The organism is Geodermatophilus sp. SYSU D00691 (assembly GCF_054050275.1).
The window spans coordinates 146,408-169,431 of the sequence record NZ_JBJGYZ010000009.1 but is presented as its reverse complement, the minus strand read 5'-3'; the positions used below and the strand labels follow the sequence as shown (position 1 = coordinate 169,431).

The window sequence follows — 23,024 nt, the reverse complement described above, 5'->3', positions numbered from 1 at the left end:
CCCCTGACCCCGGGAGCCGCCACACGCGGCCGCCCCCTGTTGAGCAAGGGGCCCGCCGGCGGGGGGGGGGGCGGGGCCCTTCAGCGGGTGGAACTCACGCGGAGGTCTCGTCCACCGTCAGGTTGCGGGTGCGGTTCGGGTCCACCGGGATGCCGGGGCCCATGGTGGTGGAGAAGGTGACCTTCTTCAGGTACCGGCCCTTGGCGGCGGCGGGCTTGGCCCGGAGCACCTCGTCGAGGGCGGCGGCGTAGTTCTCGACCAGCTTGGCCTGGTCGAACGACGCCTTGCCGATCACCAGGTGCAGGTTGGCCTGCTTGTCGACGCGGAAGTTGATCTTCCCGCCCTTGATGTCCGCGACGGCCTTGGCGACGTCGGGGGTCACGGTGCCGGTCTTGGGGTTCGGCATCAGGCCGCGGGGACCGAGGATGCGGGCGATCCGGCCGACCTTGGCCATCTGGTCGGGGGTCGCGATCGCGGCGTCGAAGTCCAGGAAGCCGCCCTGGATGCGCTCGATCAGGTCGTCCGAGCCGACGACGTCGGCGCCGGCGGCCTCGGCCTCGGCGGCCTTGTCACCGGTCGCGAAGACGATGACGCGGGCGGTCTTGCCGGTGCCGTGCGGCAGGTTGACCGTGCCGCGGACCATCTGGTCGGCCTTGCGCGGGTCGACGCCCAGCCGCATGGCCACCTCGACGGTGGCGTCGTAGCTGGTCGGCGAGGTCTCCTTGGCCAGGGTGACCGCCTGCAGCGGGGAGTACAGGTTCTCGCGGTCGACCTTCTTGGCCGCCTCGAGGAACTTCTTGCCGTGCTTCGCCATGGTGGTTCCTCTCCCCCGGGATCAGGTCACCGGGAGGTCGTGTGGTGTGCGGGCCTGGCGCGGCCCTCCCACGAGTGCTGGATCCGGAGCGAGCGCTCCGGTGGGTGCAACGCTCAGCCGGTGACGGTGATGCCCATCGACCGGGCGGTGCCGGCGATGATCTTCTCGGCCTGGTCGAGGTCGTTGGCGTTCAGGTCGGCCATCTTGGTCTGCGCGATCTCGCGGACCTGGTCACGGGTGACCGTGGCGACCTTGGTCTTGTGCGGCTCGCCCGAGCCCTTCTCGACACCGGCGGCCTTGAGCAGCATGCGCGCGGCCGGCGGGGTCTTGGTGACGAAGGTGAACGAGCGGTCCTCGTAGACCGAGATCTCGACCGGGATGACGTTGCCGCGCTGCGACTCGGTCGCGGCGTTGTACGCCTTGCAGAACTCCATGATGTTGACGCCGTGCTGGCCCAGCGCCGGACCCACGGGCGGCGCGGGGGTGGCCGCACCGGCGTTGATCTGGAGCTTGATGACCGCGGTCAACCGCTTCCTGGGGGGCATGACTTCCTTCTGGTGACGGGATGGAACGGCCCCGGTGCAGGGTCCCGGCCCGAGCGGAGCGAGGGCTGGGGGGCACCGGGGTCCTTCTAGATCTTCGAGACCTGGTTGAACGAGAGCTCGACCGGCGTCTCCCGGCCGAAGATGGAGACGAGCACCTGCAGCTTCTGCTGCTCGGCGTTGATCTCGTTGATCGTCGCGGGCAGGGTCGCGAACGGCCCGTCCATGACGGTGACCGACTCGCCGACCTCGAAGTCGACGACGGCGGCGGCGGCGCCCGACGGGGCGGCCCCACCGGTCGTGGCGGCCTCGGTCGCCTTCGCCGCCTGCGGGGTGACGGCCGGCGTCAGGATCTTCACCACCTCGTCGATGGTCAGCGGCGAGGGCTTGGAGGTGGCGCCGACGAAGCCGGTGACGCCCGGGGTGTTGCGGACCGCGCCCCACGACTCGTCGTTGAGCTCCATGCGGACCAGCAGGTAGCCCGGCAGGACCTTGCGGTTGACCTGCGCGCGCTTGCCGTTCTTGATCTCGGTGACCTCCTCGGTGGGCACCTCGATCTGGTAGATGTAGTCCTCGACGTCCAGCGACTGGATGCGCGCCTCGAGGTTGGTCTTCACCTTGTTCTCGTAGCCGGCGTAGCTGTGCACGACGTACCAGTCGCCCGGCATCATCCGCAGCTTCTTGCGCATGGCCTCGGCCGGGTCGGCCTCCTCGTCGTCCTCGACGAGCGCGTCGTCGGAGGGCGGCGCGGGCGCGGCCAGCGGGTCGCTCACCAGGCTGTCGGCGTCACCGCTCTCGACCTCCGGGGTCACGTCGGCGACCTCGGAGGCGGTGTCGAGGGCGGCGGTGTCGGTGGAGCTCTCGGCGGCACCGGGCCCGCCGGCGTCGGTCTCGACGTCCACGGAACCGCGCACGTCGAACCGCGCGTCGTCGAGGTCGGTGGCCTCGACGGCGCTGTCGGTGTCGAAGGGTTCGCGGGGGTCGGTCACGGAGATCTCTTCCTCGTCGGGTGTGCGGGGCGTGGGGGCGGTCAGCCGAAGACCGCGAGCACGCCCTGGGCGAACAGCAGATCCAGACCGGCCACCAGGGCGACGATGAACGCCACGAAGATGATGACCACCGTCGTGTAGGTGATCAGCTCACGGCGGCCGGGCCAGATCACCTTGCGGAGCTCGGCGACCACCTCGCGCAGGAACCGGCGGAGGCTGCGGCGCTGCCGGACCTCCCCGGCGCGGGCCTTCTCGGCCGCGGCCCGGGAGCGGGTGCCCGCACCGGCCCGCGCGGCCGGCCGCGACGGGGTGCGCTCGCGCGCCGCCCGGCGGGAGCGCGGGGCCGGCTCGTCGTCGTCCTCGTCGTCCTCGTCGTCGGCCGTGATCCGGCCCCGGCGACGGCGCGCGGGCGCGACGACCTTGTCCTCGTCCTCCGCGGCCTCGGCGGCCACCTCGTCCTCGGCGGCCTCGAGCTCGGCGGCGTCGTCGACGCCCGGGGCCTCCGCGTCGAGCTGCTCGTCGGTCAGCTCGGCGTCGGAAGGGGTGCGCGCGTCGTCGTCGCGTCCCGGCTTCTCGTCGCTCACTGCGCCTCGCTCGCCTCGTGGTGGTGGCCCGTCCGGCGGAGGGGCCGTCTGTCGCGTGTGGTGCTGGCAGGGGTGACAGGACTTGAACCTGCAGCCTGCGGTTTTGGAGACCGCTGCTCTGCCAATTGAGCTACACCCCTAGGGGAACCGCAGACCTCGCCACGGCAACGCCGGGCCCGCAGGAGGTGGATCCGGGGCACGCCGGTGGCGGGGTCAACTGCCCCAGGACAGCCAGTGTACGGGACCGCGATCGGGAAGGGCCAACGTCGGTCCGAGCCCGGTACTCGGAGGCGGGACGGCGGTGGTCTTTGACACGATGAACGCATGACCGCCGTCTCCTCCTCGGAGCCCGCCCTGTCCGAGCTGCCGCCCGCGCAGCGCCGCATCTCCCGCCGCATCGCCGCGATCACCGAGTCGGCGACCCTGGCGGTCGACGCCAAGGCGAAGGCGCTCAAGGCGGCCGGCAAGCCGGTCATCGGCTTCGGCGCCGGCGAGCCGGACTTCCCGACGCCGGACTACGTCGTCGAGGCCGCCGTCGCCGCCTGCCGGCAGCCGGCGATGCACCGGTACACCCCCGCCGGCGGCCTCCCGGCGCTCAAGGAGGCGATCGTCGCCAAGACGGCGCGCGACTCGGGGCTGTCGATCACCCCGGCCAACGTGCTGGTCACCAACGGTGGCAAGCAGGCCGTCTACGAGGCGTTCGCCACGATGCTCGACCCGGGCGACGAGGTGCTGCTGCCCGCGCCGTACTGGACCACCTACCCGGAGGCGATCCGGCTGGCCGGCGGCGTGCCGGTGCCGGTCGTGGCCGACGAGCAGAGCGGCTACCTGGTGTCGGCCGCGCAGCTGGAGGCCGCCCGCACGCCGCGCACCAAGGCGCTGCTGTTCTGCTCGCCGTCCAACCCGACCGGTGCGGTGTACCCGCGCGAGCAGGTCGAGGAGATCGGCCGCTGGGCCCTCGAGGCCGGCCTGTGGGTGCTCACCGACGAGATCTACGAGCACCTCACCTACGACGGGGCCACCGCGCCGTCGCTGCCCGTCGTCGTCCCCGAGCTGGCCGACCGCTGCGTCGTGGTCAACGGCGTCGCCAAGACCTACGCCATGACCGGCTGGCGGGTGGGCTGGGTCGTGGGCCCCGCCGACGTCGTCAAGGCGGCCACCAACCTGCAGTCGCACGCCACCAGCAACGTGGCCAACGTCTCCCAGGCGGCCGCCGTGGCGGCGCTGAACGGCGACCTGTCCGCGGTGGCCACGATGCGCGAGGCGTTCGACCGCCGGCGGCGGACGATCGTCTCGATGCTCCGCGAGATCCCGGGCGTGGCCTGCCCCGAGCCGCAGGGCGCCTTCTACGTCTACCCGTCGGTGAAGGGCCTGCTGGGCCGCGACATCGGCGGCCGGACGGCGCAGGACACCGTGGAGCTCGCGGAGATCGTCCTGGAGCAGGCCGAGGTCGCGGTCGTGCCGGGCGAGGCGTTCGGCACCCCGGGCTACCTGCGGCTGTCCTACGCCCTGGGCGACGACGACCTGGCCGAGGGCGTCGGCCGCCTGCAGCGCCTGCTGGGCTCGGCAGGGTGAGGTCGACCCCGCTGCGGGGGGGCAGCGGGGTCCTTCCTCAGCGGTCCAGGGACTCCTTGGACACCGCGCCCGCCTGCAGGAGGACCGCCAGCGCGGGCGGCACCTGGGCGAACGCGGCCGCGACGTCGGCCGGGGTCGCGATCGTCCAGGCGTTGGCGTCGACGTAGCAGCGCATCGCCGCGTCGAACGCCTCCGCGCCGGCGGCCTCCCGCGCGGCCAGCAGCGCGGCGCCGCCCTTGCCGTAGACGGTGGAGAAGTAGGCGTCGTCGTCGGGGAACTCGTCCATCGACCCGCCCACCTCGCCCGGCCGCTGCAGCGCCCGGTCGACGGCGCTGCCGTTCGCCGCGTAGTTCACCGACTCGGTGAAGGTGGCGAACGCCTCGTCCAGCCACGGGTCGCGGAACTGCGAGTCGCCGACCATCCCGTAGAACCACATGTGCCCGACCTCGTGCACCAGCACGTTCCGGCTCGGCGCGGCCATGAGGATGCTGCTGGGGTACTCGATGCCCCCGCCGTACGAGGGCAGCAGCGGCACGGTGAGGGTCTCGTAGGGGAACGGCCCGAACCGGCCCTCGAGGTCGGTGATCGCCTGCACGGTCCAGTCGGCCAGCTGCCCCAGCTCGAGGTCTCCCCCGGGCAGCACGCCCACGGTGACCCGCGTGCCGCCCTCCGTCGTCCGCTCCTCGGTGGTGAAGTCGCCGGCGGCGACGCTGACGTCGCGGGCGACCGGCTCGGTGGAGGTCCACGTCCGCCGGCCGTCCTCGGGTGCCGACGGCTCGGCCATGTCGCCGGTCATGAGCACGGTCAGCGCCTCGGGGGCCGACACGGAGATCGTGGTGTCGGCGACCGGGCTGCTCGCCGTCTCGCCCTGCAGCTGCACGAAGGGGTCCTCGGCCCAGCCGACGCCCGGCTCCCAGGCCAGCAGCGGGAACCCGCTGGCCCACCAGGACAGGCCGTCGTCGGTGCCGAACCGGTCGAACTCGCCGCCGCCCAGCCGGAGGGTGAAGTCCAGCTCGACCTCGGTGGGGTCGCCGGCGGCCAGCTCGCCGTCCAGGGCGACCTCGTACAGGCCGCCGGGATCGGCCGCCCCGGCGGCGACGTAACGCCCCGCCTCGACGTCGTCGCCGCGCACCTCGTCGACGGTGAGCTGGTTGCCCGACCGGGCGGACGGCGGCGCGTTGGCCACCAGGCGGAACACCAGCCGGTCGGTGTCCAGGTCGGGGGTGAAGGTGACCGTCTCGGTGCCGGTGACCGTCGTCCCGTCGTCGGACAGCCGGAACTCGAGATCGACCACCGGGCGGTCGGGATCGGGCTCGGCGCGTTCGGCCGGGCAGCTGAACCCCTCGTCCTCGGGCGCACCGCCGGAGGGGGCCGCCGCGGGCGCGGACATGCCGTCGACGAACGACGTGCAGCCGGTCAGCACCAGCAGGGCGGCCAGGGCCGCCCCGCCGCGCGCCCGCCTCACGGCAGGTGGACGACGGCCCGGGCCAGGGAGAGCACCTTCTCGCCGGCGCTGGTGACGGTCAGGTCCACCCGGTAGCGGTCGTCGTCGAGCACGGCGGCGACCTTGCCACGGACGGTCACCGTCGTGCCGGTGTCGTCGTCCGGTACGACGACGGGCCGGCCGAACCGGACGTGGTACTCGACCAGCGCGGCCGGGTCGCCGGCCCACGAGGTGACCGCGCGCCCGGCGAGCGCCATGGTCAGCATCCCGTGGGCGATGACGTCGGGCAGGCCCACCGAGGTGGCCACGCGCTGGTTCCAGTGGATCGGGTTGAAGTCGCCCGAGGCGCCGGCGTAGCGGACCAGGTCGGCGCGGGTGACCGGGAAGGTCTGCTCGGGCAGCTCCGTGCCCACCTCGACGGCCATCAGGCGCCCCGCGCGACGAGCATGGAGGTGGCCGTGCAGACCGCTTCGCCGTCCTCGGTGGCGAGTTCCACCCGGGTCGTGAGCATGTCGTTGCCCGCCACGGTCCGGACGTTCTCGATGGTGGTCGTGGCGACCAGCCGGTCACCGGCGCGGATCGGGCGGTGGTGGGCGAACTTCTGCTCGCCGTGGACGACCCGGCTGTAGTCCAGGCCGACGTCGGGGTCGTCGAGGACGCTCGTGGCCGCCTCGAGGCTCACCACGATGGCGAACGTCGGCGGGGCGACGACGTCGGGGTGCCCGGCCGCGCGGGCGGCCGCCGCGTCGCGGTGCACCGGGTCGGGGTCACCGATCGCCGCGGCGAACTCGGCGATCTTCGCGCGACCGACCTCGTAGACGTCCGAGGGCGGGTAGCTGCGCCCGACCAGTCCTGGGTCCAGCGCCATGCTCCCGCCCTCGTCCCGCTGCCGGACGCGTCAGCGCGTTTCGCGGTGGACCGTGTGCTTGCGGTCGTGCGGGCAGTACTTCTTCAGCTCGAGCCGGTCGGGGTCGTTGCGCCGGTTCTTGCGGGTGATGTAGTTGCGGTTCTTGCACTCCTGGCAGGCCAGGGTGATCTTCGGGCGGATGTCGGTGGCTGCCACGGTGTGCGCTCCTAGCCTTGTCGGTCGGGCCGTCCCCTGGACGACCCGCGTGCCGGCGGGGTTGCCGACACGGCGACGGACCCCCGAGGGGGTCCGTGGTGAGTAGCGGTGACCGGATTTGAACCGGTGACACAGCGATTATGAGCCGCTTGCTCTGCCTGGCTGAGCTACACCGCCGGGACGACCGCGCGGCCCGGTCTCGCGACAGGACCGGTCGGTCGCTTCTCGATGTTACGAGCCCCTTTACGGAATCGAACCGTAGACCTTCTCCTTACCATGGAGACGCTCTGCCGACTGAGCTAAAGGGGCGTTGCCGGACTGCTGGGAACTGTACCCGACGCCTCCCGGCCGCCCTGAGGGGGCCTGCCTCAGGTGCGGACGAACAGCCGCCGGTGGGTGGCGCCGGGCGCGGCGGACCGGACCCCGGTGCGGGCGAGCAGCCAGCTCTCCAGCCGCTCGTCGGGCAGCGGGCGGCTGACCAGGAAGCCCTGGAGCTTGTCGCAGCCCATCTCGGCGAGCAGGTTGCGGGTCAGCTCGTCCTCGACGCCCTCGGCGACGACGCGGAGACCCAGGTTGTGCGCCAGCTCGATGATCGACCGGGCGATGAACGACTCGCCCTGGCTGGTGGACATGCCCAGCACGAAGGACTTGTCGATCTTGACCTCGTCGATCGGCAGCTGGCGCAGCTGGGACAGCGACGAGTAGCCGGTGCCGAAGTCGTCCATCGACAGCCGCAGCCCCAGCGCGTGCAGGTCGGCCAGCACCGAGCTGTTGCGCACCGTGTCGTCGATGACGCTGCCCTCGGTGAGCTCGAGCGTGAGCAGCTCGCCGGGGACGCCGTGCCGGCGCAGCGCGCGCCGCACCCGGTCGACCAGGTCGACCTCGGTGAGGCAGCGCGCGGAGAGGTTGACGGCGACCGACAGCGCGATGTCCTGGTCCAGCCACCGCCGGCAGCGCGCCAGCGCAAGGTCCAGCACGTGGTCGGTCAGCGGGCCGATCCGGCCGATCTGCTCGGCGAGGTGGATGAAGTCGTCGGGCGGGATGGCCCCGTAGCGGGGGTGCGCCCACCGCACGAGCGTCTCGACCGAGACGATGTCCGACGTCCGGGCGTCGATGATCGGCTGGAAGACGACGGTGATGTGCCCGTCGGCCATGGCCTGCTCGATCTCGGTGCCCAGCTGCAGCCGGCGCAGGCTCTGCTGGTCCAGCACGGGGTGGTAGCTGGCGACGCCGCTGGACCCCGACGCGGCCAGCAGCGCGACGTCGGCCCGCTGCATGAGCGTGCCCGCGTCAGCGCCGTGCACGGGCGCGGCGGCGACGCCGATGCTGAGCGTGACCTCCAGGTCGAGGCCGGCCACGCGGGCGCGGGTGGAGGTCGCCTCGCGGAGCCGGCGGGCGGCCCGCTCGGTCGCGGCCAGGGACAGCCCCGGCAGCAGGACGGCGAACTGGTCGCCCTCCATGCGCGCCAGCAGGGCCTGCGGCGGCGCGTGCTCGCGCAGCAGCCCCGCGGTGACCAGCAGCAGCTCGTCACTGGCGGCGTGCCCGAGGGTGTCGGTGACCTCGGTGTAGTTGTCCAGCGCGGCGAGGATGAGCCCGGCGCGCGCGGCGACCGGGTCGGCGGCCAGCAGCGCGTCGATCTCGGCAGCCAGCCGCTGCCGGTTGGGCAGCCCGGTGAGCCGGTCGTGGTCGGCGTCGTAGCGGATCTGCGTCAGCAGCTGCTGCTGCCGGATCGCCGCGTTGACGTGGGTGAGCATGCTCTCCAGCGCGGCGCGGTCGCCCTCGCCGAAGTTCACGACGTCGCTGCGCCGGTCGCAGACCTCGAGGTAGCCCGGCTCCCCCGCGGCCGTGACGACGGCGGCGCCGATGAGGTCGGCGGCGTGCCGGCGGGCCAGGGCGGCGGCCTCCTGCGCGTCGGCGCGGGCGAGCGAGACGTGCACCGGCCCCTCGGCGCCGGCGTCCACGGCGCGCCGGCGGAACAGGTCGTCGGGGTCGCCCGGCCCGTCGTACCAGACGGCGCCGTCCTCGGCGGCCACGACCAGGCGCGGCTCCTCGTCGAGGTACGGGGGCAGCCACAGCGCCACCCGCTCGGCGTTGAGCAGGTCGCGGACGGCGAGCACGATCTGCCGGGCGCCGTCCTCGTCCGCGGGGATCTGCTCGACCCGGCGCGCGAACTCGTAGACGCGCTCGAGCCGATCGCCCTCGCGGCTGACCTGCCCAAAGCGGCGGTAGAGCAGCGCGAGCGCGGCGACGATCGGCGCGAGCAGCGCCCACGCCCACAGCGTCTGGTCGACCAGCAGCACCGCCCCCAGGCCGACGATCACCGACATCGGGCTGACGATGGCGATGGGGACGAACAGGCTGGTCCACAGGTCGCGACCGGGATAGCCCTGGGTGGCGGTGATCGCCGCGGCGATGAACAGGGCGCCGAGGACGTCGGCGAGCACAACGGCGGCCAGGTAGGACAGCCACGTGACCGGCGACGTCAGGTCGCTGTGCGGCAGCAGGGCGAGCACTCCGACGGCGACGGCCACCTCGATGACCGCGATCGCGAGATTGAAGGCGATCTTCGCCAGCGAGTAGCGCCCTACCACCAGCACGAGGGCCAGCGCGACCAGGCGGGCGATGACGGTCCACGCGCCGCCCACCTCCGCGAGGGCGACGACCAGGGCGACCTCGTTGGCCGACCAGCCGAACGTCTGCTTGCGGAACTCGAAGTGGATCGGGACGGACTCGGTGGCGAGGAAGAGGAGGAACACGCCGAGGACGGCGAGGGCGCCGACCGGGCGGTACGTGGCCCCTAGCACGACGACCAACGCCGGGAGCCCGAACACGCAGGCGACCGCGGTGGCGTTCCACGGGTTCCGCCGCACGGGGGCGCGCACGGCAGTGCGCTGCTCAGGCTCGGCCAACGGGACCCGTTTCTGGGGAGGGGAAGAATCGCGCCGAGGCTAACAGCGGAAAGGCTCGTTGCCAGGGCGTGCACACCCGAAGGGGGCAGGCGGTCCGAGACCGCCTGCCCCCTCTGGTGAAGTGCAATAGGTGCGGGGCTCAGCCCCAGCGGCCGGAACGGCCCCAACGACCGGAACGACCCCAGCGGCCACTGCGCTGCGTGCTGCTCATGACGCCTCCTCAGGCATGAACGACTGCTTTGGTGCGGCAGTCACCCACGCGCGGGGGCAGAGCGTCGTTCGGTACGGACCGCGCCGGTGACATTGCTTCCCGTCACCCGTCCGAGCAAGCACCGCTGATCACGTCCGCGTGAGGCTCAGTCGTGCCGTCACGTTGCGTGATCGAAGACAGACGACACGTCACTGGATCGGGGGACGCAGGGGCTCGTGGGGCGCGAGAGGCGCGGCTTCCGGGCACCGCTACCCGCCCCGGCGCGCCCCACACGTGCGGAAAGACACCGGTGGAACTCGCGACAGAGCACGAAGTCCCTGGTCGGCCGCGCACGGCTCACCGCCACGACCCTCAGCGGCCGCCGCGGCGGCCGTCCTCGACGAGATCCCGGAGCCCGTCGGATGGCGTGGGCAGCCGCTCCCACGGCAGCGCCTCGTCCGGGCGCGGCAGCTCGGGCACGCCCAGGATGCGTCCGGTGCGGTCGAAGCCGACCCGGGCGCGCTCGCGGGCCTCCGCGGCGGCGTCCCCGGGGCCGGGTCCGGCCGCGGCACCGGCGGCCTGCTCCCGGTCGAACACCGGGCCGTCGTCCGGAGGCACCTCCCACGACCCGTCCGCGTCCACCGCCTCGACGGCCAGCCCCTCCACCTGCTGGACCACCTCCGAGGCCACCCGCCCGACCAGGGTGCGGTCGAGGAACTCGGTGAGGATCGTGGTGGGCACGCCCACCGTGATCTGCCAGGTGATCTGGCGGTCCACCGCCGCGGTCATCACCTCGACGGCGTCGAGGGCGTGGTCCAGCCGCTGCCCGTACTCGCGGGTGGCGAGGAACGCGCCGACGACCGCCGCGCCCGCGGCCCCCTCCCCCGCTGCCCTCTGCCCGACGGCCGCGGCGACGCCGGCCGCGGCGTCCTCGTCGACCGTGAGGTAGCCGAGCCCCCGGAGCGACTCGTCCTGGACGGCGGTGAGCGGCCCGCCCGCCGCGGCGGCGGCCAGCAGGGAGGTGACGACGTCGACCTGCGCGGCGAGCGCCGCACCGAGCGCCGGGGCGAGCACGGCGGCCGTCGTCCGGTCCACGGTCCACGCGCCCGGATCGGCCGGGGACAGACCGCTCCCCAGCGCCGCCAGCCCGGCGGCGACCGCGGCACCGCCCTCCGGGCCGTGGGCGACCGCGGCCGCGCCGACCACGTCCGCCAGCGCGCCGCCGTCCGTCCAGTGCCGTGCGAGCAGGGCCGACCAGGCGTCCCGCTCGGCGAGCAGCACCGCGGCGGCGGCCGGGTCCCCCGAGCCGGCCACCCGGTCGAGCAGCAGCGGGACGGGGTCGGGCGCGCCGGCGCCCAGCCGCGCCGCCGTCGTTACCCCCTGCCGGGGGGGGGGGGGGGGGGGGGGGGGGGGGGGGGGGGGGGGGGGGGGGGGGGGCGGCGCGCGCGCCGGCCCCGGGCCGGCCCGCACCCCCCCCCGCAGCCGCGCCCCCCCCCGCGCCCCCCGCCCCGCCCCGCCCCCCCCGCCCGCGCCGGGCCCACCCCCCCCCCGACCCGCCCCCCCCCGCCCGCCCCCAAAACGCACCTACAGCAGTCTCGAGGTCCAGAAGAGGCTGAGGACGGCGCCGAGGAACGCGAGGAAGACACCGGTCCGCACGAACCACGGGCTGATGTCCTTGGGCTCGGTGGTGTAGCCGATCTGGCTGCCCAGGTCGGCGTACACCCGCTCCAGCTCCGAGGCGCTGGCGGCCTCGCTGTAGCTGCCGCCGGTCTCGTCGGCGATCCGCTCCAGCGTGGCCCGGTCGACCGGCACCGGCACCGTCTCGCCGTTGAGGTCGAGGGTGCCGAAGTCGGTGCCGAACGCGATCGTCGACACCGGGATCCCGGCGGCGACGGCCGCGTCGATGGCCTGGGTGTCGTCGCGGCCGACGGTGTTGTAGCCGTCGGAGAGCAGCACGATCCGGGCCGGCGGCAGGTCCTCGCTCGGGGTGTCCAGGCTGTTCTGGAAGTTCTCGATCGCCGTGAGCGAGGTGAACACCGCCTCGCCGATCGCCGTCGCCTCGGCCAGCTCGAGGTTGTCGATCGCCCCGCGCACCTGGCCGCGGTCGGTCGTGGGGGGCACCAGCGTGGTCGCCGAGCCGGCGAACGAGACCAGGCCCAGGTTGATCCGCTCGGGCAGCACGTCGACGAACTGCTTCGCCGCGGTCTGCATCGCCTGGAAGCGGGTGGGCTCGATGTCGGTCGCCTTCATCGACAGCGACACGTCGACGGCCATGATCACCGTGGCCCGCTCGCGCGGCACCCGCACCTCGGCGCTCGGGACGGCGAGGGAGACCACGAGCGCGGCCAGCCCGAGGACGACGACGGCGAACGCCACGTGCCGCCGCCAGCCGGGCCGCTTGGGCACCAGCGACCCGAGCAGCGCCACGTTGGTGAACCGCGCGGCGTAGCGCTTGCGGCGCAGCTGCAGGACGACGTACAGCGCCACCAGCGCCGCGACGGCCAGCAGCAGGAGCAGCCACAGCGGGGACTGGAAGGTCATCGGGAGGCCCCTCCGGTGCCGGCGCGCCGGCGGTCGGCGACGAAACGGACGACGTCCATGAGCCAGTCGCGGTCGGTGCGCAGCTGCAGGTGGCCGGCGCCGGCCCGGCGCAGCGCGGCGGCGACGGCCTGCCGCTGGGCGGCGGCCCCCGCGGCGAACCGCGCCCGGAACTCGGCGTTGCCGGTGGGCACCTCGAGCGTCTGCCCGGTCTCGGGGTCGACGACGACGAGGTCGCCGACGTCGGGCAGCTCCAGCTCGCGCGGGTCGACCACCTCGATCGCGAGCAGCTCGTGCCGGGCGGCCAGCCCGCGCAGCGGTCGCTCCCAGTCGCTGTCGCCGAGGAAGTCGGAGAGGACGACGACCAGCCCGCGGCGGCGGTGCGGACGGCGCAGCGTCTCGAGCGCGGCGGCCAGGTCGCCGCGCCGGCCACCGGTCGCCCGCGGCGTCGCGACCACCGAGCGCAGCAGCCGCTCGGCGGCCAGCTTCCCGCTCAGCGCCGGGTAGCGGTCGACCCGCTCACCGGTGGTGACGACGGCGCCGAGCCGGTTGCCGCCGTGCACGGTCAGGTGGCTGACCGCGGCCAGCCCGGCGATGACCAGGTCGCGCTTCTGGCAGTTCGCCGTCCCGAAGTCGAGGCTGGCCGACAGGTCGACGACCGCCCAGGTCTCCAGCTCCCGGTCGGCGATCGTCTCCCGCACGTGCGGCACCTGGGTGCGCGCGGTGACCGGCCAGTCCATGCGCCGGACGTCGTCGCCGGGGTGGTAGGTGCGGGAGTCGCCGGCCTCGCTGCCCGACCCCGGGACGAGGCCGAGGTGGTCGCCCTGCAGCAGCCCGTCCAGGCGGCGGCGCACGGTGAGCTCGAGCCGGCGCAGCAGCACGTCGGCCGGGCCGTCGGTGAAGCGCGGCGGCGCGCCGGTGCCGTCCCCACCGCCCGGCTCGATCCCGGAGCCCGGCGTCGCCGCGTGCAGCAGCAGTCCGGGGTGCTCCGGCGCCGGCTGGGCCGGCTGCTGGAGGCTGCTCCCTCGGCGGAACAGCGGCGTCACGGACGGGGCGGGTTCGACGCGCCCTGGACGAAGCCGTTGCCGGCGGGACCCTGCGGCGCGGGCCCGCCGTTGGGCGACGGCGGCTGCGCCGCCGGCACCTGCGGACCCTGCGGGCCCTGGGGCGCGAGGCCGTGCGGCGGCTGCTGCGGCGGGCCGGCGGGCGGCCCGAACTGCGGCGCCGCGGCCGGCACCCCGAACACCGGCGCCTGCTGCGGCGGCACGTGCGGACCGCCGGGCCCGCTCGGCCCGAAGCCGGCCGCCCGCTGCCGCGGCGCCACCTGCGGCAGCGGCACCGTCTGCACGATCCGCTTGACCACGTGGTCGGCCGGCACGCCGTCGGCCAGGGCGTCGTAGGAGAGGACCAGCCGGTGGCGCAGCACGTCGGCGGTCACGTCGAGGACGTCCTGCGGCAGCACGTAGTCGCGGCCGCGGACCAGCGCCAGCGCCCGCGCCGCCGCGATCAGGCCCAGCGACGCGCGCGGGCTGGCGCCGTAGGAGACCCAGGTCGCGACGTCGTCCATGCCGTGCTCGCGCGGCGAGCGGGTGGCCACCACCAGCCGGACGACGTAGTCGACCAGGGCGTGGTGCACGAAGACGCGGGAGGCCGTCCTCTGCATGCGCACGAGGTCCTCGGGCGAGAGCACGGTCTCCGCCACCGGCGGCTCGGAGCCCATCCGGTAGATGATCTCCCGCTCCTCCTCGGGGCTCGGGTAGTCGACGAGCACCTTCATGAGGAACCGGTCGCGCTGGGCCTCGGGCAGCGGGTACACGCCCTCGGACTCGATCGGGTTCTGCGTGGCCAGCACCAGGAACGGGTCGGGCAGCGGGTGGGTGACGCCGCCGATGGAGACCTGGCGCTCGGCCATGACCTCGAGCAGGGCCGACTGCACCTTCGCCGGGGCGCGGTTGATCTCGTCGGTCAGGACGAAGTTGGCGAACACCGGGCCGAGCTCGGTGGCGAAGCTGTCCTGGCCGGCCTTGTAGATGCGGGTGCCGATGATGTCGGCGGGCACGAGGTCGGGGGTGAACTGCAGCCGGGCGAACTTGCCGCCCACGACCGTCGCCAGCGTCTCGACGGCCAGGGTCTTGGCCACGCCGGGCACGCCCTCGAGCAGCACGTGGCCGCGGGCCAGCAGCGCGACGAGCATCCGCTCCACCAGGCGGTCCTGGCCGACGATGACCCGCTTGATCTCGAACAGCGCGCGCTCGATGCGGGCCGCGTCGGCCGACGGGGGGACCGGGGCGCCGGCCGCCGAGCTGCCGGACGGGGCGGGGGTCTCGAGAGGGGTGCTGGCGGCGCTGGTCACGTGGCTCCCTGGTCGGGCCGGTCGGCGGCCTCGCAGACGTCGGAGGCCGTCGGCGGGCGGCATGCCCGTCGACGGCCAGTGTCCTACAGGTTCCTGGGCGGCGGACGCCCGTCCGCGACACGCGACACGACGCGCACGCACACCCCTGCCCGCGAGGGCTCCGACGCTGCTAGCCTTGTCCTCGCGTCGGGCAGCTCCCCCCGTGGCTGCCCGACGCCCTTACGTTCCGGGCAGGACTAGGCGCTGGGCCGCACCGCGCCGGCATAGCCGCTCCACCACATCTGCGACACCTTCACGACGTCGCCGCTCTGCGGCGCCTGCAGCACCCTGCCGTCGCCCAGCCAGATCGCCACGTGGTAGATCGTCGACGGGTCGCCCGGGTCGTTGGCCCAGAAGACCAGGTCGCCGGCCTGCAGGTCGGCCCGCGCCACCTTCGGCAGCGCGGAGTACTGCGACCGGCTGTTGCGCGGGATCGACACGCCGGCCTGCGCGTACGCGTACTGGGTCAGGCCGCTGCAGTCGAAGCCGTGGACGTCGGCGTCGAGGTCGATGCCGTAGCTCGGGCCGCGCGACCCGCCGCCGCCCCACGAGTACGGCGTCCCCAGGTAGGCCATCCCGGCCGCGATCGCGGTCTGCACCGCCGTCGAGGAGCCCGCGCCCGCCTCGGTGACGTCGCGCGGGACCCCGGTGGGGGTCGGCCGCGACACGATCTGCTGCGCCAGCCGGTCGGCCGCCTGCTGCTCGCCGATCAGCGCCGCGAGCTGCGACTGGGCCGCGGCCAGCTCGGCCTGCAGCTGCACCTGCTGCTCCTGCACGGCCGCGGCCTGCTGCCGGGCGGCGCGCTCGGCGTCCTGGGCGACGGCGAGCGCGTCGGCGGCCTGCTGCTGCAGCTGCCCGGCGACGGCGAGGCCCTCCTGCGCCGCGGCGTCGGCCTGCTCGGCCGCCTCGCTGGCGGCGGTGAACCGGTCGACCTCGTCGCCGCGGTGCGCGCCCGCGGCGTCGAGCAGCGCCGCGCGCTGGATCAGCTCGGCCGGGCTGCCGGCCTCGAGCAGCGCCGCCGCGCCGGGGTAGGTGCTGTGCGAGATGAAGCTGCGCCGCGCGAATGCGATCAGCGCGTCCTCGGCGGCCTGCAGGTCGGCCGCGGCCTGCGCCGCGGCGGCAGCGGCGGCCTCCGCGGCCACCCGTGCGGTGTCGTACTGCGCCTGCTTGGCCTGGTACTCGTCCAGGGCGATCGCCGAGGCGGCCTGCGCACCGGACACCGCGGCCTGCGCCGCGGCCAGCTGACCGGACAGCTCGGCGTAGCGGGCGGCGGCGGCGTCGGCGGCGGCCCGGGCGGCGGCGACCTGCGAGTCGCTCGGGCGGGACGGGGCGGCCGAGGCCGGCCCCGCGGTGGGTCCGAGGGCGAGCGCAGCAGTCACGACGACGCCCAGCGCCGTCCCTCCCGCACGCCGCAGGGCACGCGCTCGCACGAAGACCGACCTCCCGGGTCCGGCGCCCAGGAGCGGCGCACCAGGACCACGATCGGCCAGGTCAGCGACGGGTAGGAGGGGTGGTCACCCGCAGGGGTGAAGCCGGTGTCTCCCCCTCCCGTCCGGCCTCAGGCCGGCTCGGGGACGCCGCCCGGGTCCCCGCCGGGGTCCTCCGGCGTGGACTCGATCGGCGGCGGGGGCAACGGCTCTGCGGCGTCAGGGAGGAGTTCCGCCGGATCGTCCGGCACCGGCTGGTCCGGATCGATGGGCGGTCCCGGCTCCGGCAGTGGCGCGGTCATGTCGGGAGTCAACCAGGTGGTCAGCGGTCTCCGCGCCCCCTCGAGCGGCGTCAGTTCACCTGCCGCTCCGAGCCCGACCAGAACTGCTCGCGCAGCTTGAACTTCTGGATCTTGCCGGTGGCGGTGCGCGGGATCGCGTCGCGGAACTCGACCCGCTTGGGGATCTTGTAGCCGGCGATCTTGCCGCGGCAGTGGGCGATGATCTGCTCCTCGGTGACCTGCTCCCCCTCGGCGCGGACCACCAGGGCGGTGACCAGCTCGCCCCACTTGTCGTCGGGGATGCCGATGACGGCGACCTCGGCCACGGCCGGGTGGCTGAAGACGGCGTCCTCCACCTCGATCGAGGAGACGTTCTCGCCGCCGGTGATGATCACGTCCTTCTTGCGGTCGGAGATGGTGAGGTAGCCGCCGTCGTCGAGCGAGCCGCCGTCGCCGGTGTGGAACCAGCCGCCGTCGAGCGCCTCGGCGGAGGCGTCGGGGTTCTCCCAGTAGCCGGCGAGGACGACGTTGCCCTGCGCCAGCACCTCCCCGGACTCGCTGGTCTGCAGCCGGATGCCGACCGCCGGCACCCCGGCGCGCGACAGCTTCTTCGCCCGCTCCTCGGGGTCGAGCGCGTCGAACTCCTCGCGCGGCCGGTTGATGGTGAGCAGCGGCGCGGTCTCGGTGAGGCCGTAGATCTGGTTGAACTGCCAGCCGAGCTCGGCCTCGACGCGGGCGATGGTCTTCGACGGCGGCGGGGCGCCGGCGACGACGATGCGCACCCGGTCGCGGCCGGGGATCTCGCCGTCCCAGTGCTGGGCGGCGTCCAGGACGGCGTTCCACACCGCCGGCGCCCCGCACATGAGGGTCACGCCGTGCCGGTCGACCCGGCGGAGGATCTCGGCGCCGTCGACCTTGCGCAGCACCACCTGGCGGGCGCCGAGACCGGCGGTCGTGTACGGCATGCCCCAGCCGTTGCAGTGGAACATCGGCAGCGTGTGCAGGTAGACGTCGCGGTCGCTGACCTGCATGTGCATGCCGAAGGTGACCGCGTTGACCCAGATGTTGCGGTGGGTCATCTGCACGCCCTTGGGCCGCGCCGTCGTCCCGCTGGTGTAGTTGATCGTCGCGGTGGCGTCCTCGTCGGGCTCGGCCCACGGCGCGGGCTCGGTGTCGAACCGCAGCAGCTGCTCGTACTCCTCCCCCGTGCCGAACTTGTGCTCGGCCTCGACGCCCTTGAGCGACTCCTCGAGCTCCGGGTCGACGAGCAGCATGCGCGCGCCGGAGTGGCCGACGATGTAGCGCACCTCGTCGGGCGAGAGCCGGAAGTTGATCGGCACCAGCACCCGCCCCGACGACGGGACGGCGAGCAACAGCTCCAGCAGCCGGGCGGAGTTGTGGCTGACGATCGCCACCCGCTCGCCCTCGCCGATGCCGAGCTCGTCGAGGCCGGCCTGGAACGCCCGGCCCCGCCGGGCCAGCTCGCGGTAGGTCACCTCGCCCAGCGACGGGGCGGGCTGGTCGGGCTCGTCGACGACGCCCACGCGGTCGCCGTAGACCAGCTCGGCGCGGTCGAGGAAGTCACGGGTGGTCAGGGGCACGCGCATGCCGGCTCCCGGGGGGACGGGCCGGCGCGGTCACCGGCCGCTCGACGTGGTCCCCGTCACGGTATCGGGGTCCGCGGCGCCGGCACCCCCGCGCCGTCGGCGAACCAGCCGTGCGGGCCGACCTCCTGGCCGAAACGCGGCGCGTACTGGTCGAAGTAGACCTTCGCGGTCAGCTCGCGGCGGCTGCGCACGCCCACCTTGGCGAAGATCGACTTCAGGTGGTCCTGCACGGTGTAGGCCGACAGGTGCAGCGCCGCGGCGATCGCGGTGGTGTCGACGCCCTGCAGCACCAGCTGGACGACGTCCTGCTCCCGCGGGGTGAGCCCGAACGCGGCGACCACGATCGGCACGATCTCCGGCGGCCGGGCCTCCTCGATGGTGACGACGACGTCGGTGCCCGAGCCGTGGCGCGACAGCAGCGGGGAGGCGTGGGCGACCACCCACGTGCCCGACCGCGTGCGCAGCCGCACCCGGGGCGTGCCGGGCCGGCCGTCGGCGACGACCCGGCGGGCGGCACCGACCAGGCTGAGCAGCGCCAGCGGCAGCTGCTCCTCCCCCAGCCGGCCGCCGCCCAGCTCGGCCACCTGGGCGGCGGCGCCGATGCTGGCCGAGGCGATCTCCCCCTGCGCGTCGACGACCAGGAGGGCCGGCCCGTCGACGGCGCGCGCCGGACCGGCGGCCGCGGCGAGCAGCCCGCCGCGCAGCCCGGTGGCCAGCGACGGGCTGATGCTGCCGAGGAACTCCTGCTCGAGCGGGCTGAAGCCCGTACCGCCCTCCCGGAACAGCGCGAGGAACCCCCAGGTGCGGCCGTCCACGGTGAGCGCGGCGCGCATCTCGTCGCCGAAGTCCCAGTAGCGCTGGATGAAGTCGGTGAACCGCGGCGACAGCTCGGTGCGCCCGTCGGTCTCGGTGCGCAGGCCGACCACCCGGCCGGGGCGCCGCGAGACGTCGAGGAACGCCGTCGGGTCGGGCACCACGTACTCGAAGTGCGCCCACTCCTCGTCGTGGTGGTCGTCGAGCGCCGACTTCACCGTGCTGGTGACCAGCCCGGTGGCCGGGTCGGCGGTGGCGAAGCAGGCGGCCGAGAACGGCACCGCGCGCGCCAGCGCGTCCAGCGCCGAGGCGCTGAAGGTGGGGACGTCGAGCCCGCCGACGGCGAGGCCGTCCACCTGGGCGCGCACGCGTTCGGTCAGCAGGCTGCTCACGGGGCGACAGTGTGCAGGTCAGCGCGGCACGTCGGGTATCCCAGGAGTCTGGGGGTGCAACTTCCCAGCGACGTGGGATCGACCCGGGGGGATCGCCCGGCCAGCGTGGCGCCATGACGCAGACCACCGCTCCCGTCGAGCGGATCAACCCCACCCCCTGGAGCGCGGCCTTCGGCTTCGACCAGGCCCAGGTGCGCCCGGCCCCGACCCGGGTGCTGACCGCCTCCGGTCAGGGCCCCGTCGACGAGCGCGGCGAGCTGCTGCACGAGGACGACCCCGCCGCCCAGCTGGCGCTCGCCCTCGCCAACGTCGAGGAGGTGCTGGCCGCCGGCGGCATGTCCCTCGCCGACGTCCTGCGCCTGACGGTCTACGCCGTCGACGTCGACGCCGTGCTCGCCAACTTCGACGTGCTCGCCGAGCGGCTCGCCCGCGTCGGCGCGACCCCACCCATGACCCTGGTCGGGGTCGCGCGGCTGGCCCTGCCCGGGATGCTCGTCGAGCTCGAGGTCTCCGCGGCGCGCTGAACCCACCCCTTCTGAACTACTCCCTCCCGCACCCACACCTGGAGCGCCCGCATGACCACCGTCCTGCCCGACACCGACGACCTCGCCCGGGCCGTCGCCGGCCCCGTCCTGCGCGCCGGCGACCCCGCGCTGGCCGACGAGGTCGCCCCCTTCGTCACCACCCACACCCCGCAGCCGGCCGTCGTCGTCGGGGCCACCAGCGCCGACGACGTCGCCGCGGCTGTCGGCTGGGCCCGCGGGCGCGGCCTCGGCGTCGCGGTCCAGGCCACCGGCCACGGCCTCGTCGAGGACCTCGCCGGCGCGGTGCTGGTCACCACCAAGCGGATGGACGGCGTCGTCGTCGACCCGGCGGCGCGCACCGCCCGCGTCGGTGCCGGCGCCCGCTGGCGGCAGGTGATCGACGCCGCCGCACCGCACGGCCTGGCCCCGCTGTCGGGCTCGTCGTCGGGCGTCGGGGTGGTCGGCTACACCACCGGCGGCGGCCTCGGCGTCCTCGCCCGCAAGTACGGCTTCGCCGCCGACCTGGTGCGCCGGGCCGAGATCGTGACCGCCGACGGCGCCGTGCGGACCGTCGACGCCGACACCGACCCCGAGCTGTTCTGGGCGCTGCGCGGCGGCAAGGGCAGCTTCGGCGTCGTCACCGCGCTGGAGTTCGGCCTCGTGCCGGTGGCCACCCTCTACGGCGGCTGCATCTTCTTCCCCGGTGCCGCGGCCGCCGCCGTCCTGCACGCCTACCGCGAGTGGGTGGCGACCGTGCCGGAGGAGACGACCAGCTCGGTGGCGATCCTGCGGCTGCCCCCGGACCCGTCGCTGCCGCCGCCGCTGCAGGGGCAGACCGTCGTGCACCTGCGGATCGCCCACCTGGGGTCGGCGGACGAGGGGGCGGCGCTGCTGGCGCCGATGCGCGCGGCGGCGCCGTCGATCATCGACACGGTCGCCGAGATGCCCTACGCCGCCGTCGACTCCATCCACATGGACCCGACGACGCCGATGCCGGCCTTCGACCGCGGCCTCACGCTGCGCGAGCTGACCGCCGAGACCGTCGACGCGCTGCTCGCCGCCGCCGGCCCGGACGTCGAGCTCCCGCTGGCCATGGCGGAGATCCGGCACCTGGGCGGCGCGCTGTCCCGGCCGGCCGCCGTCCCGAACGCCGTCGCCGGCCGCGACGCCGCCTTCTCCGCCTGGATGCTCGGGCCGATGTTCCCGCCGCTGGTCGACGTCGTCCCCGCGATCGTCGAGTCGGTCGTCGACCGGCTGCGGCCGTGGGCCGCGCGCGGCGCGCTGCTCAACTTCCTCGGCGCCGCCGGGCCGCAGGAGGTCGGCACCCTGTGGGGCGACGGCGACCTGGAGCGGCTGCTCGCGGTGAAGCGCCGGGTGGACCCGGAGGACGTCTTCCGCTTCGGCCACCGCGTCGCCTGACGTTCGGAGGCCGGGGGCGCAGGGATCCCGCGTCCCCGGCCTCCGCAGCTCAACGGCGGACGCCGTAGCGCACGTGCGTGGCCCAGCGCGACCAGTGCACGGCGAGCGGCTCGAGGTCGAGCTGGAGGGTGCCGTCGAAGAGCGGCTTCCCGGCGCCGAGGACCACGGGAGCGGTGGAGAGGCAGAGCTCGTCGACCTCCCCGGCGGCGAGGGCCTGGCGGATCACGTCGGCCCCGCCGCCGATGCTCACGGCCCTGTCCCCGGCCGCCTCCCGGGCCAGCCGCAGCGCCTCGCCGAGGTCGTCGACGAAGACGAAGCTCTCGTCGTGCGGGTCGGTGCGGTGGGTGAGCACGACCAGCGTGCCGGGGAAGGGGTTCTTCCCGCCCCACGCGCCCGCGGCGTCGTACATCCCGCGGCCGACGACACCGGCGCCGATCCGCTCGACCAGCCCGTCGTAGTAGGCCTTGTCCTCCCCGGACATGGCACCGGGGTCGTGGTCGCCGTCGTAGGTCCACGGCCCGCCGAAGACCCAGTAGTGCAGCCGCTCGCCGCCGACCCCGAGGCCCTGGCCGGGCCGGTCGTCGGGGCCGGTGACGAAGCCGTCCAGCGACACGGTGATGCTCGCGATGGTGGTCATGCCGGCTCCGACCGACCGACGGCGCGGTTCTCACCGCTGCCGGTGGGCTCAGCTCTCCGCGAGCAGCCGCGGCAGCGCGGTGCCGATGGGCTCGCGGACGACGAGGGAGGCCCGGTCGTCGTACGGCGTCGGCTGGGCGTTGACGACGACGACGCGGGCGCCCGAGGCGGCGGCGACCTCGGTGAGCCCGGCCGCCGGGTGCACGGTGAGCGAGGTGCCGACGGTGAGGAAGACGTCGCAGTCGCCCGCGGCCCGGGCGGCCGCCTCGATCACGGCGGCGTCGAGCGCCTGCCCGAAGCTGATCGTGGCCGACTTGAGGATGCCGCCGCACACCAGGCAGGCCGGGTCGGGCTCACCGCCCTCGACGCGGTCCAGGGCGCTGCGCATCGACGTCCGGTCGCCGCAGGACAGGCAGGCGACCTCGTGCACCGTGCCGTGCAGCTCGAGCACCCGCGCCGGCGACGACCCGGCCTTCTGGTGCAGCCCGTCGATGTTCTGGGTGAGCAGCGCCCGCAGCCGCCCCTGCCGCTCGAGGGCGACCAGTGCCGCGTGCCCGCTGTTCGGCTCCGCGGACCACGCCGGGTGCCGCAGCCGCTCCCGCCAGGCCCGGTGGCGGATGTCGGGGTCGGCCACGTAGTACTGCAGGGTCGAGAGCTTCTCCGCCTCCGGGTCGCGGGTCCACACCCCCTGCGGGCCGCGGAAGTCGGGGATGCCGCTGTCGGTCGAGATGCCCGCCCCGGTCAGCACGGTGATCTGCCGGGCGGCGGTGAGCCACTCGGGGGCGTCGTCCACGCCCCCACCGTAGGTGCGGTGTCGCAGGTCACGGGTGACCCTCCCCCGGCCCGGAGCCGCGCCGCCGGGCCGGTGCTGGGATGATCGGGGGT

General features: G+C 74.6%; 21 protein-coding genes and 3 tRNA genes. 3 read left to right on the top strand and 21 right to left on the bottom strand.

Annotation, left to right across the window (positions count from 1 at the left end; genetic code table 11):
- Window positions 1–94 precede the first annotated feature (94 nt).
- The 5 genes from rplA to ACI797_RS09350 all read right to left on the bottom strand — a co-directional run bounded on the left by rplA (window position 95) and on the right by ACI797_RS09350 (window position 3,069).
- Entirely contained in the window at window positions 95–814 is a 720-nt protein-coding gene (gene rplA / locus ACI797_RS09370; protein ID WP_456858340.1) for a 50S ribosomal protein L1, read from the bottom strand.
- A 113-nt stretch (window positions 815–927) separates the two neighbouring features.
- Window positions 928–1,359 carry a 50S ribosomal protein L11 gene (rplK, locus tag ACI797_RS09365; RefSeq protein WP_456540959.1) on the bottom strand — a complete coding sequence of 144 codons (432 nt, stop codon included), beginning with the start codon at window positions 1,357–1,359 and terminating at the stop codon, window positions 928–930.
- An 86-nt stretch (window positions 1,360–1,445) separates the two neighbouring features.
- On the bottom strand, window positions 1,446–2,345 hold the full coding sequence (gene nusG / locus ACI797_RS09360) for a transcription termination/antitermination protein NusG (RefSeq protein ID WP_456858339.1): 900 nt from the start codon (window positions 2,343–2,345) through the stop codon (window positions 1,446–1,448).
- A gap of 41 nt (window positions 2,346–2,386) precedes the next feature.
- Window positions 2,387–2,929: a preprotein translocase subunit SecE gene (gene secE, locus ACI797_RS09355; protein WP_456858338.1), complete on the bottom strand. Its 543-nt coding sequence runs from the start codon at window positions 2,927–2,929 to the stop codon at window positions 2,387–2,389.
- Between the two features lie 64 nt (window positions 2,930–2,993).
- Window positions 2,994–3,069, bottom strand: a tRNA-Trp gene (locus tag ACI797_RS09350).
- A 184-nt stretch (window positions 3,070–3,253) separates the two neighbouring features.
- On the opposite strand from ACI797_RS09350, the gene ACI797_RS09345 reads away from it, so the two are divergent.
- Window positions 3,254–4,504 (top strand): pyridoxal phosphate-dependent aminotransferase, encoded by a 1,251-nt coding sequence (locus ACI797_RS09345; RefSeq protein WP_456858337.1) that lies wholly within the window; start codon window positions 3,254–3,256, stop codon window positions 4,502–4,504.
- A gap of 37 nt (window positions 4,505–4,541) precedes the next feature.
- Here ACI797_RS09345 and ACI797_RS09340 read toward each other — a convergent pair whose 3' ends face one another.
- The 14 genes from ACI797_RS09340 to ACI797_RS09275 all read right to left on the bottom strand — a co-directional run bounded on the left by ACI797_RS09340 (window position 4,542) and on the right by ACI797_RS09275 (window position 19,560).
- Window positions 4,542–5,969, bottom strand: coding sequence for a M1 family aminopeptidase (locus ACI797_RS09340; RefSeq protein WP_456858336.1), 1,428 nt, complete (start codon window positions 5,967–5,969; stop codon window positions 4,542–4,544).
- Window positions 5,966–6,373 carry a MaoC family dehydratase gene (locus tag ACI797_RS09335; protein ID WP_456858335.1) on the bottom strand — a complete coding sequence of 136 codons (408 nt, stop codon included), beginning with the start codon at window positions 6,371–6,373 and terminating at the stop codon, window positions 5,966–5,968. The genes ACI797_RS09340 and ACI797_RS09335 overlap by 4 nt, the downstream gene beginning before the upstream one ends.
- Complete coding sequence (locus ACI797_RS09330; protein WP_456858334.1) at window positions 6,373–6,816, bottom strand: FAS1-like dehydratase domain-containing protein; 444 nt, start codon at window positions 6,814–6,816, stop codon at window positions 6,373–6,375. The genes ACI797_RS09335 and ACI797_RS09330 overlap by 1 nt, the downstream gene beginning before the upstream one ends.
- A gap of 30 nt (window positions 6,817–6,846) precedes the next feature.
- On the bottom strand, window positions 6,847–7,011 hold the full coding sequence (rpmG, locus tag ACI797_RS09325; RefSeq protein WP_448626809.1) for a 50S ribosomal protein L33: 165 nt from the start codon (window positions 7,009–7,011) through the stop codon (window positions 6,847–6,849).
- A gap of 103 nt (window positions 7,012–7,114) precedes the next feature.
- Window positions 7,115–7,188 (bottom strand) — tRNA-Met (locus ACI797_RS09320).
- Window positions 7,189–7,247: 59 nt separating this feature from the next.
- Window positions 7,248–7,320: transfer RNA gene (locus ACI797_RS09315), tRNA-Thr, on the bottom strand.
- A 59-nt stretch (window positions 7,321–7,379) separates the two neighbouring features.
- A complete protein-coding gene (locus ACI797_RS09310; RefSeq protein ID WP_456858333.1) occupies window positions 7,380–9,893 on the bottom strand; it encodes a putative bifunctional diguanylate cyclase/phosphodiesterase in 2,514 nt (837 codons plus the stop codon).
- A gap of 589 nt (window positions 9,894–10,482) precedes the next feature.
- On the bottom strand, window positions 10,483–11,424 hold the full coding sequence (locus ACI797_RS09305) for a hypothetical protein (RefSeq protein ID WP_456858332.1): 942 nt from the start codon (window positions 11,422–11,424) through the stop codon (window positions 10,483–10,485).
- Window positions 11,425–11,694: 270 nt separating this feature from the next.
- Entirely contained in the window at window positions 11,695–12,651 is a 957-nt protein-coding gene (locus tag ACI797_RS09300) for a VWA domain-containing protein (RefSeq protein WP_456858331.1), read from the bottom strand.
- Window positions 12,648–13,694: a DUF58 domain-containing protein gene (locus ACI797_RS09295; RefSeq protein ID WP_456858330.1), complete on the bottom strand. Its 1,047-nt coding sequence runs from the start codon at window positions 13,692–13,694 to the stop codon at window positions 12,648–12,650. The genes ACI797_RS09300 and ACI797_RS09295 overlap by 4 nt, the downstream gene beginning before the upstream one ends.
- A complete protein-coding gene (locus tag ACI797_RS09290) occupies window positions 13,691–15,001 on the bottom strand; it encodes an AAA family ATPase (RefSeq protein ID WP_456858329.1) in 1,311 nt (436 codons plus the stop codon). The genes ACI797_RS09295 and ACI797_RS09290 overlap by 4 nt, the downstream gene beginning before the upstream one ends.
- 236 nt (window positions 15,002–15,237) lie before the next feature.
- Window positions 15,238–16,470: a C40 family peptidase gene (locus ACI797_RS09285; protein ID WP_456858328.1), complete on the bottom strand. Its 1,233-nt coding sequence runs from the start codon at window positions 16,468–16,470 to the stop codon at window positions 15,238–15,240.
- Window positions 16,471–16,819: 349 nt separating this feature from the next.
- Entirely contained in the window at window positions 16,820–18,355 is a 1,536-nt protein-coding gene (locus ACI797_RS09280; RefSeq protein WP_456858327.1) for a long-chain-fatty-acid--CoA ligase, read from the bottom strand.
- A gap of 56 nt (window positions 18,356–18,411) precedes the next feature.
- Window positions 18,412–19,560, bottom strand: a complete 1,149-nt coding sequence (locus ACI797_RS09275; RefSeq protein ID WP_456858326.1) for a response regulator transcription factor — start codon at window positions 19,558–19,560, stop codon at window positions 18,412–18,414.
- 113 nt (window positions 19,561–19,673) lie between these two features.
- Here ACI797_RS09275 and ACI797_RS09270 point away from each other — a divergent pair, with 113 nt between their 5' ends.
- Window positions 19,674–20,084, top strand: a complete 411-nt coding sequence (locus tag ACI797_RS09270) for a RidA family protein (RefSeq protein ID WP_456858325.1) — start codon at window positions 19,674–19,676, stop codon at window positions 20,082–20,084.
- A 51-nt stretch (window positions 20,085–20,135) separates the two neighbouring features.
- A complete protein-coding gene (locus ACI797_RS09265) occupies window positions 20,136–21,503 on the top strand; it encodes an FAD-binding oxidoreductase (RefSeq protein WP_456858324.1) in 1,368 nt (455 codons plus the stop codon).
- Between the two features lie 49 nt (window positions 21,504–21,552).
- On the opposite strand, the gene ACI797_RS09260 is transcribed toward ACI797_RS09265, so the two are convergent.
- Both ACI797_RS09260 and ACI797_RS09255 read right to left on the bottom strand, forming a co-directional pair.
- The gene (locus ACI797_RS09260; protein WP_456858323.1) at window positions 21,553–22,140 is read right to left on the bottom strand and encodes a dihydrofolate reductase family protein; all 588 of its coding nucleotides are present in this window, start codon (window positions 22,138–22,140) and stop codon (window positions 21,553–21,555) included.
- Window positions 22,141–22,188: 48 nt separating this feature from the next.
- A complete protein-coding gene (locus tag ACI797_RS09255; RefSeq protein ID WP_456858322.1) occupies window positions 22,189–22,932 on the bottom strand; it encodes an SIR2 family NAD-dependent protein deacylase in 744 nt (247 codons plus the stop codon).
- Window positions 22,933–23,024 lie beyond the last annotated feature (92 nt).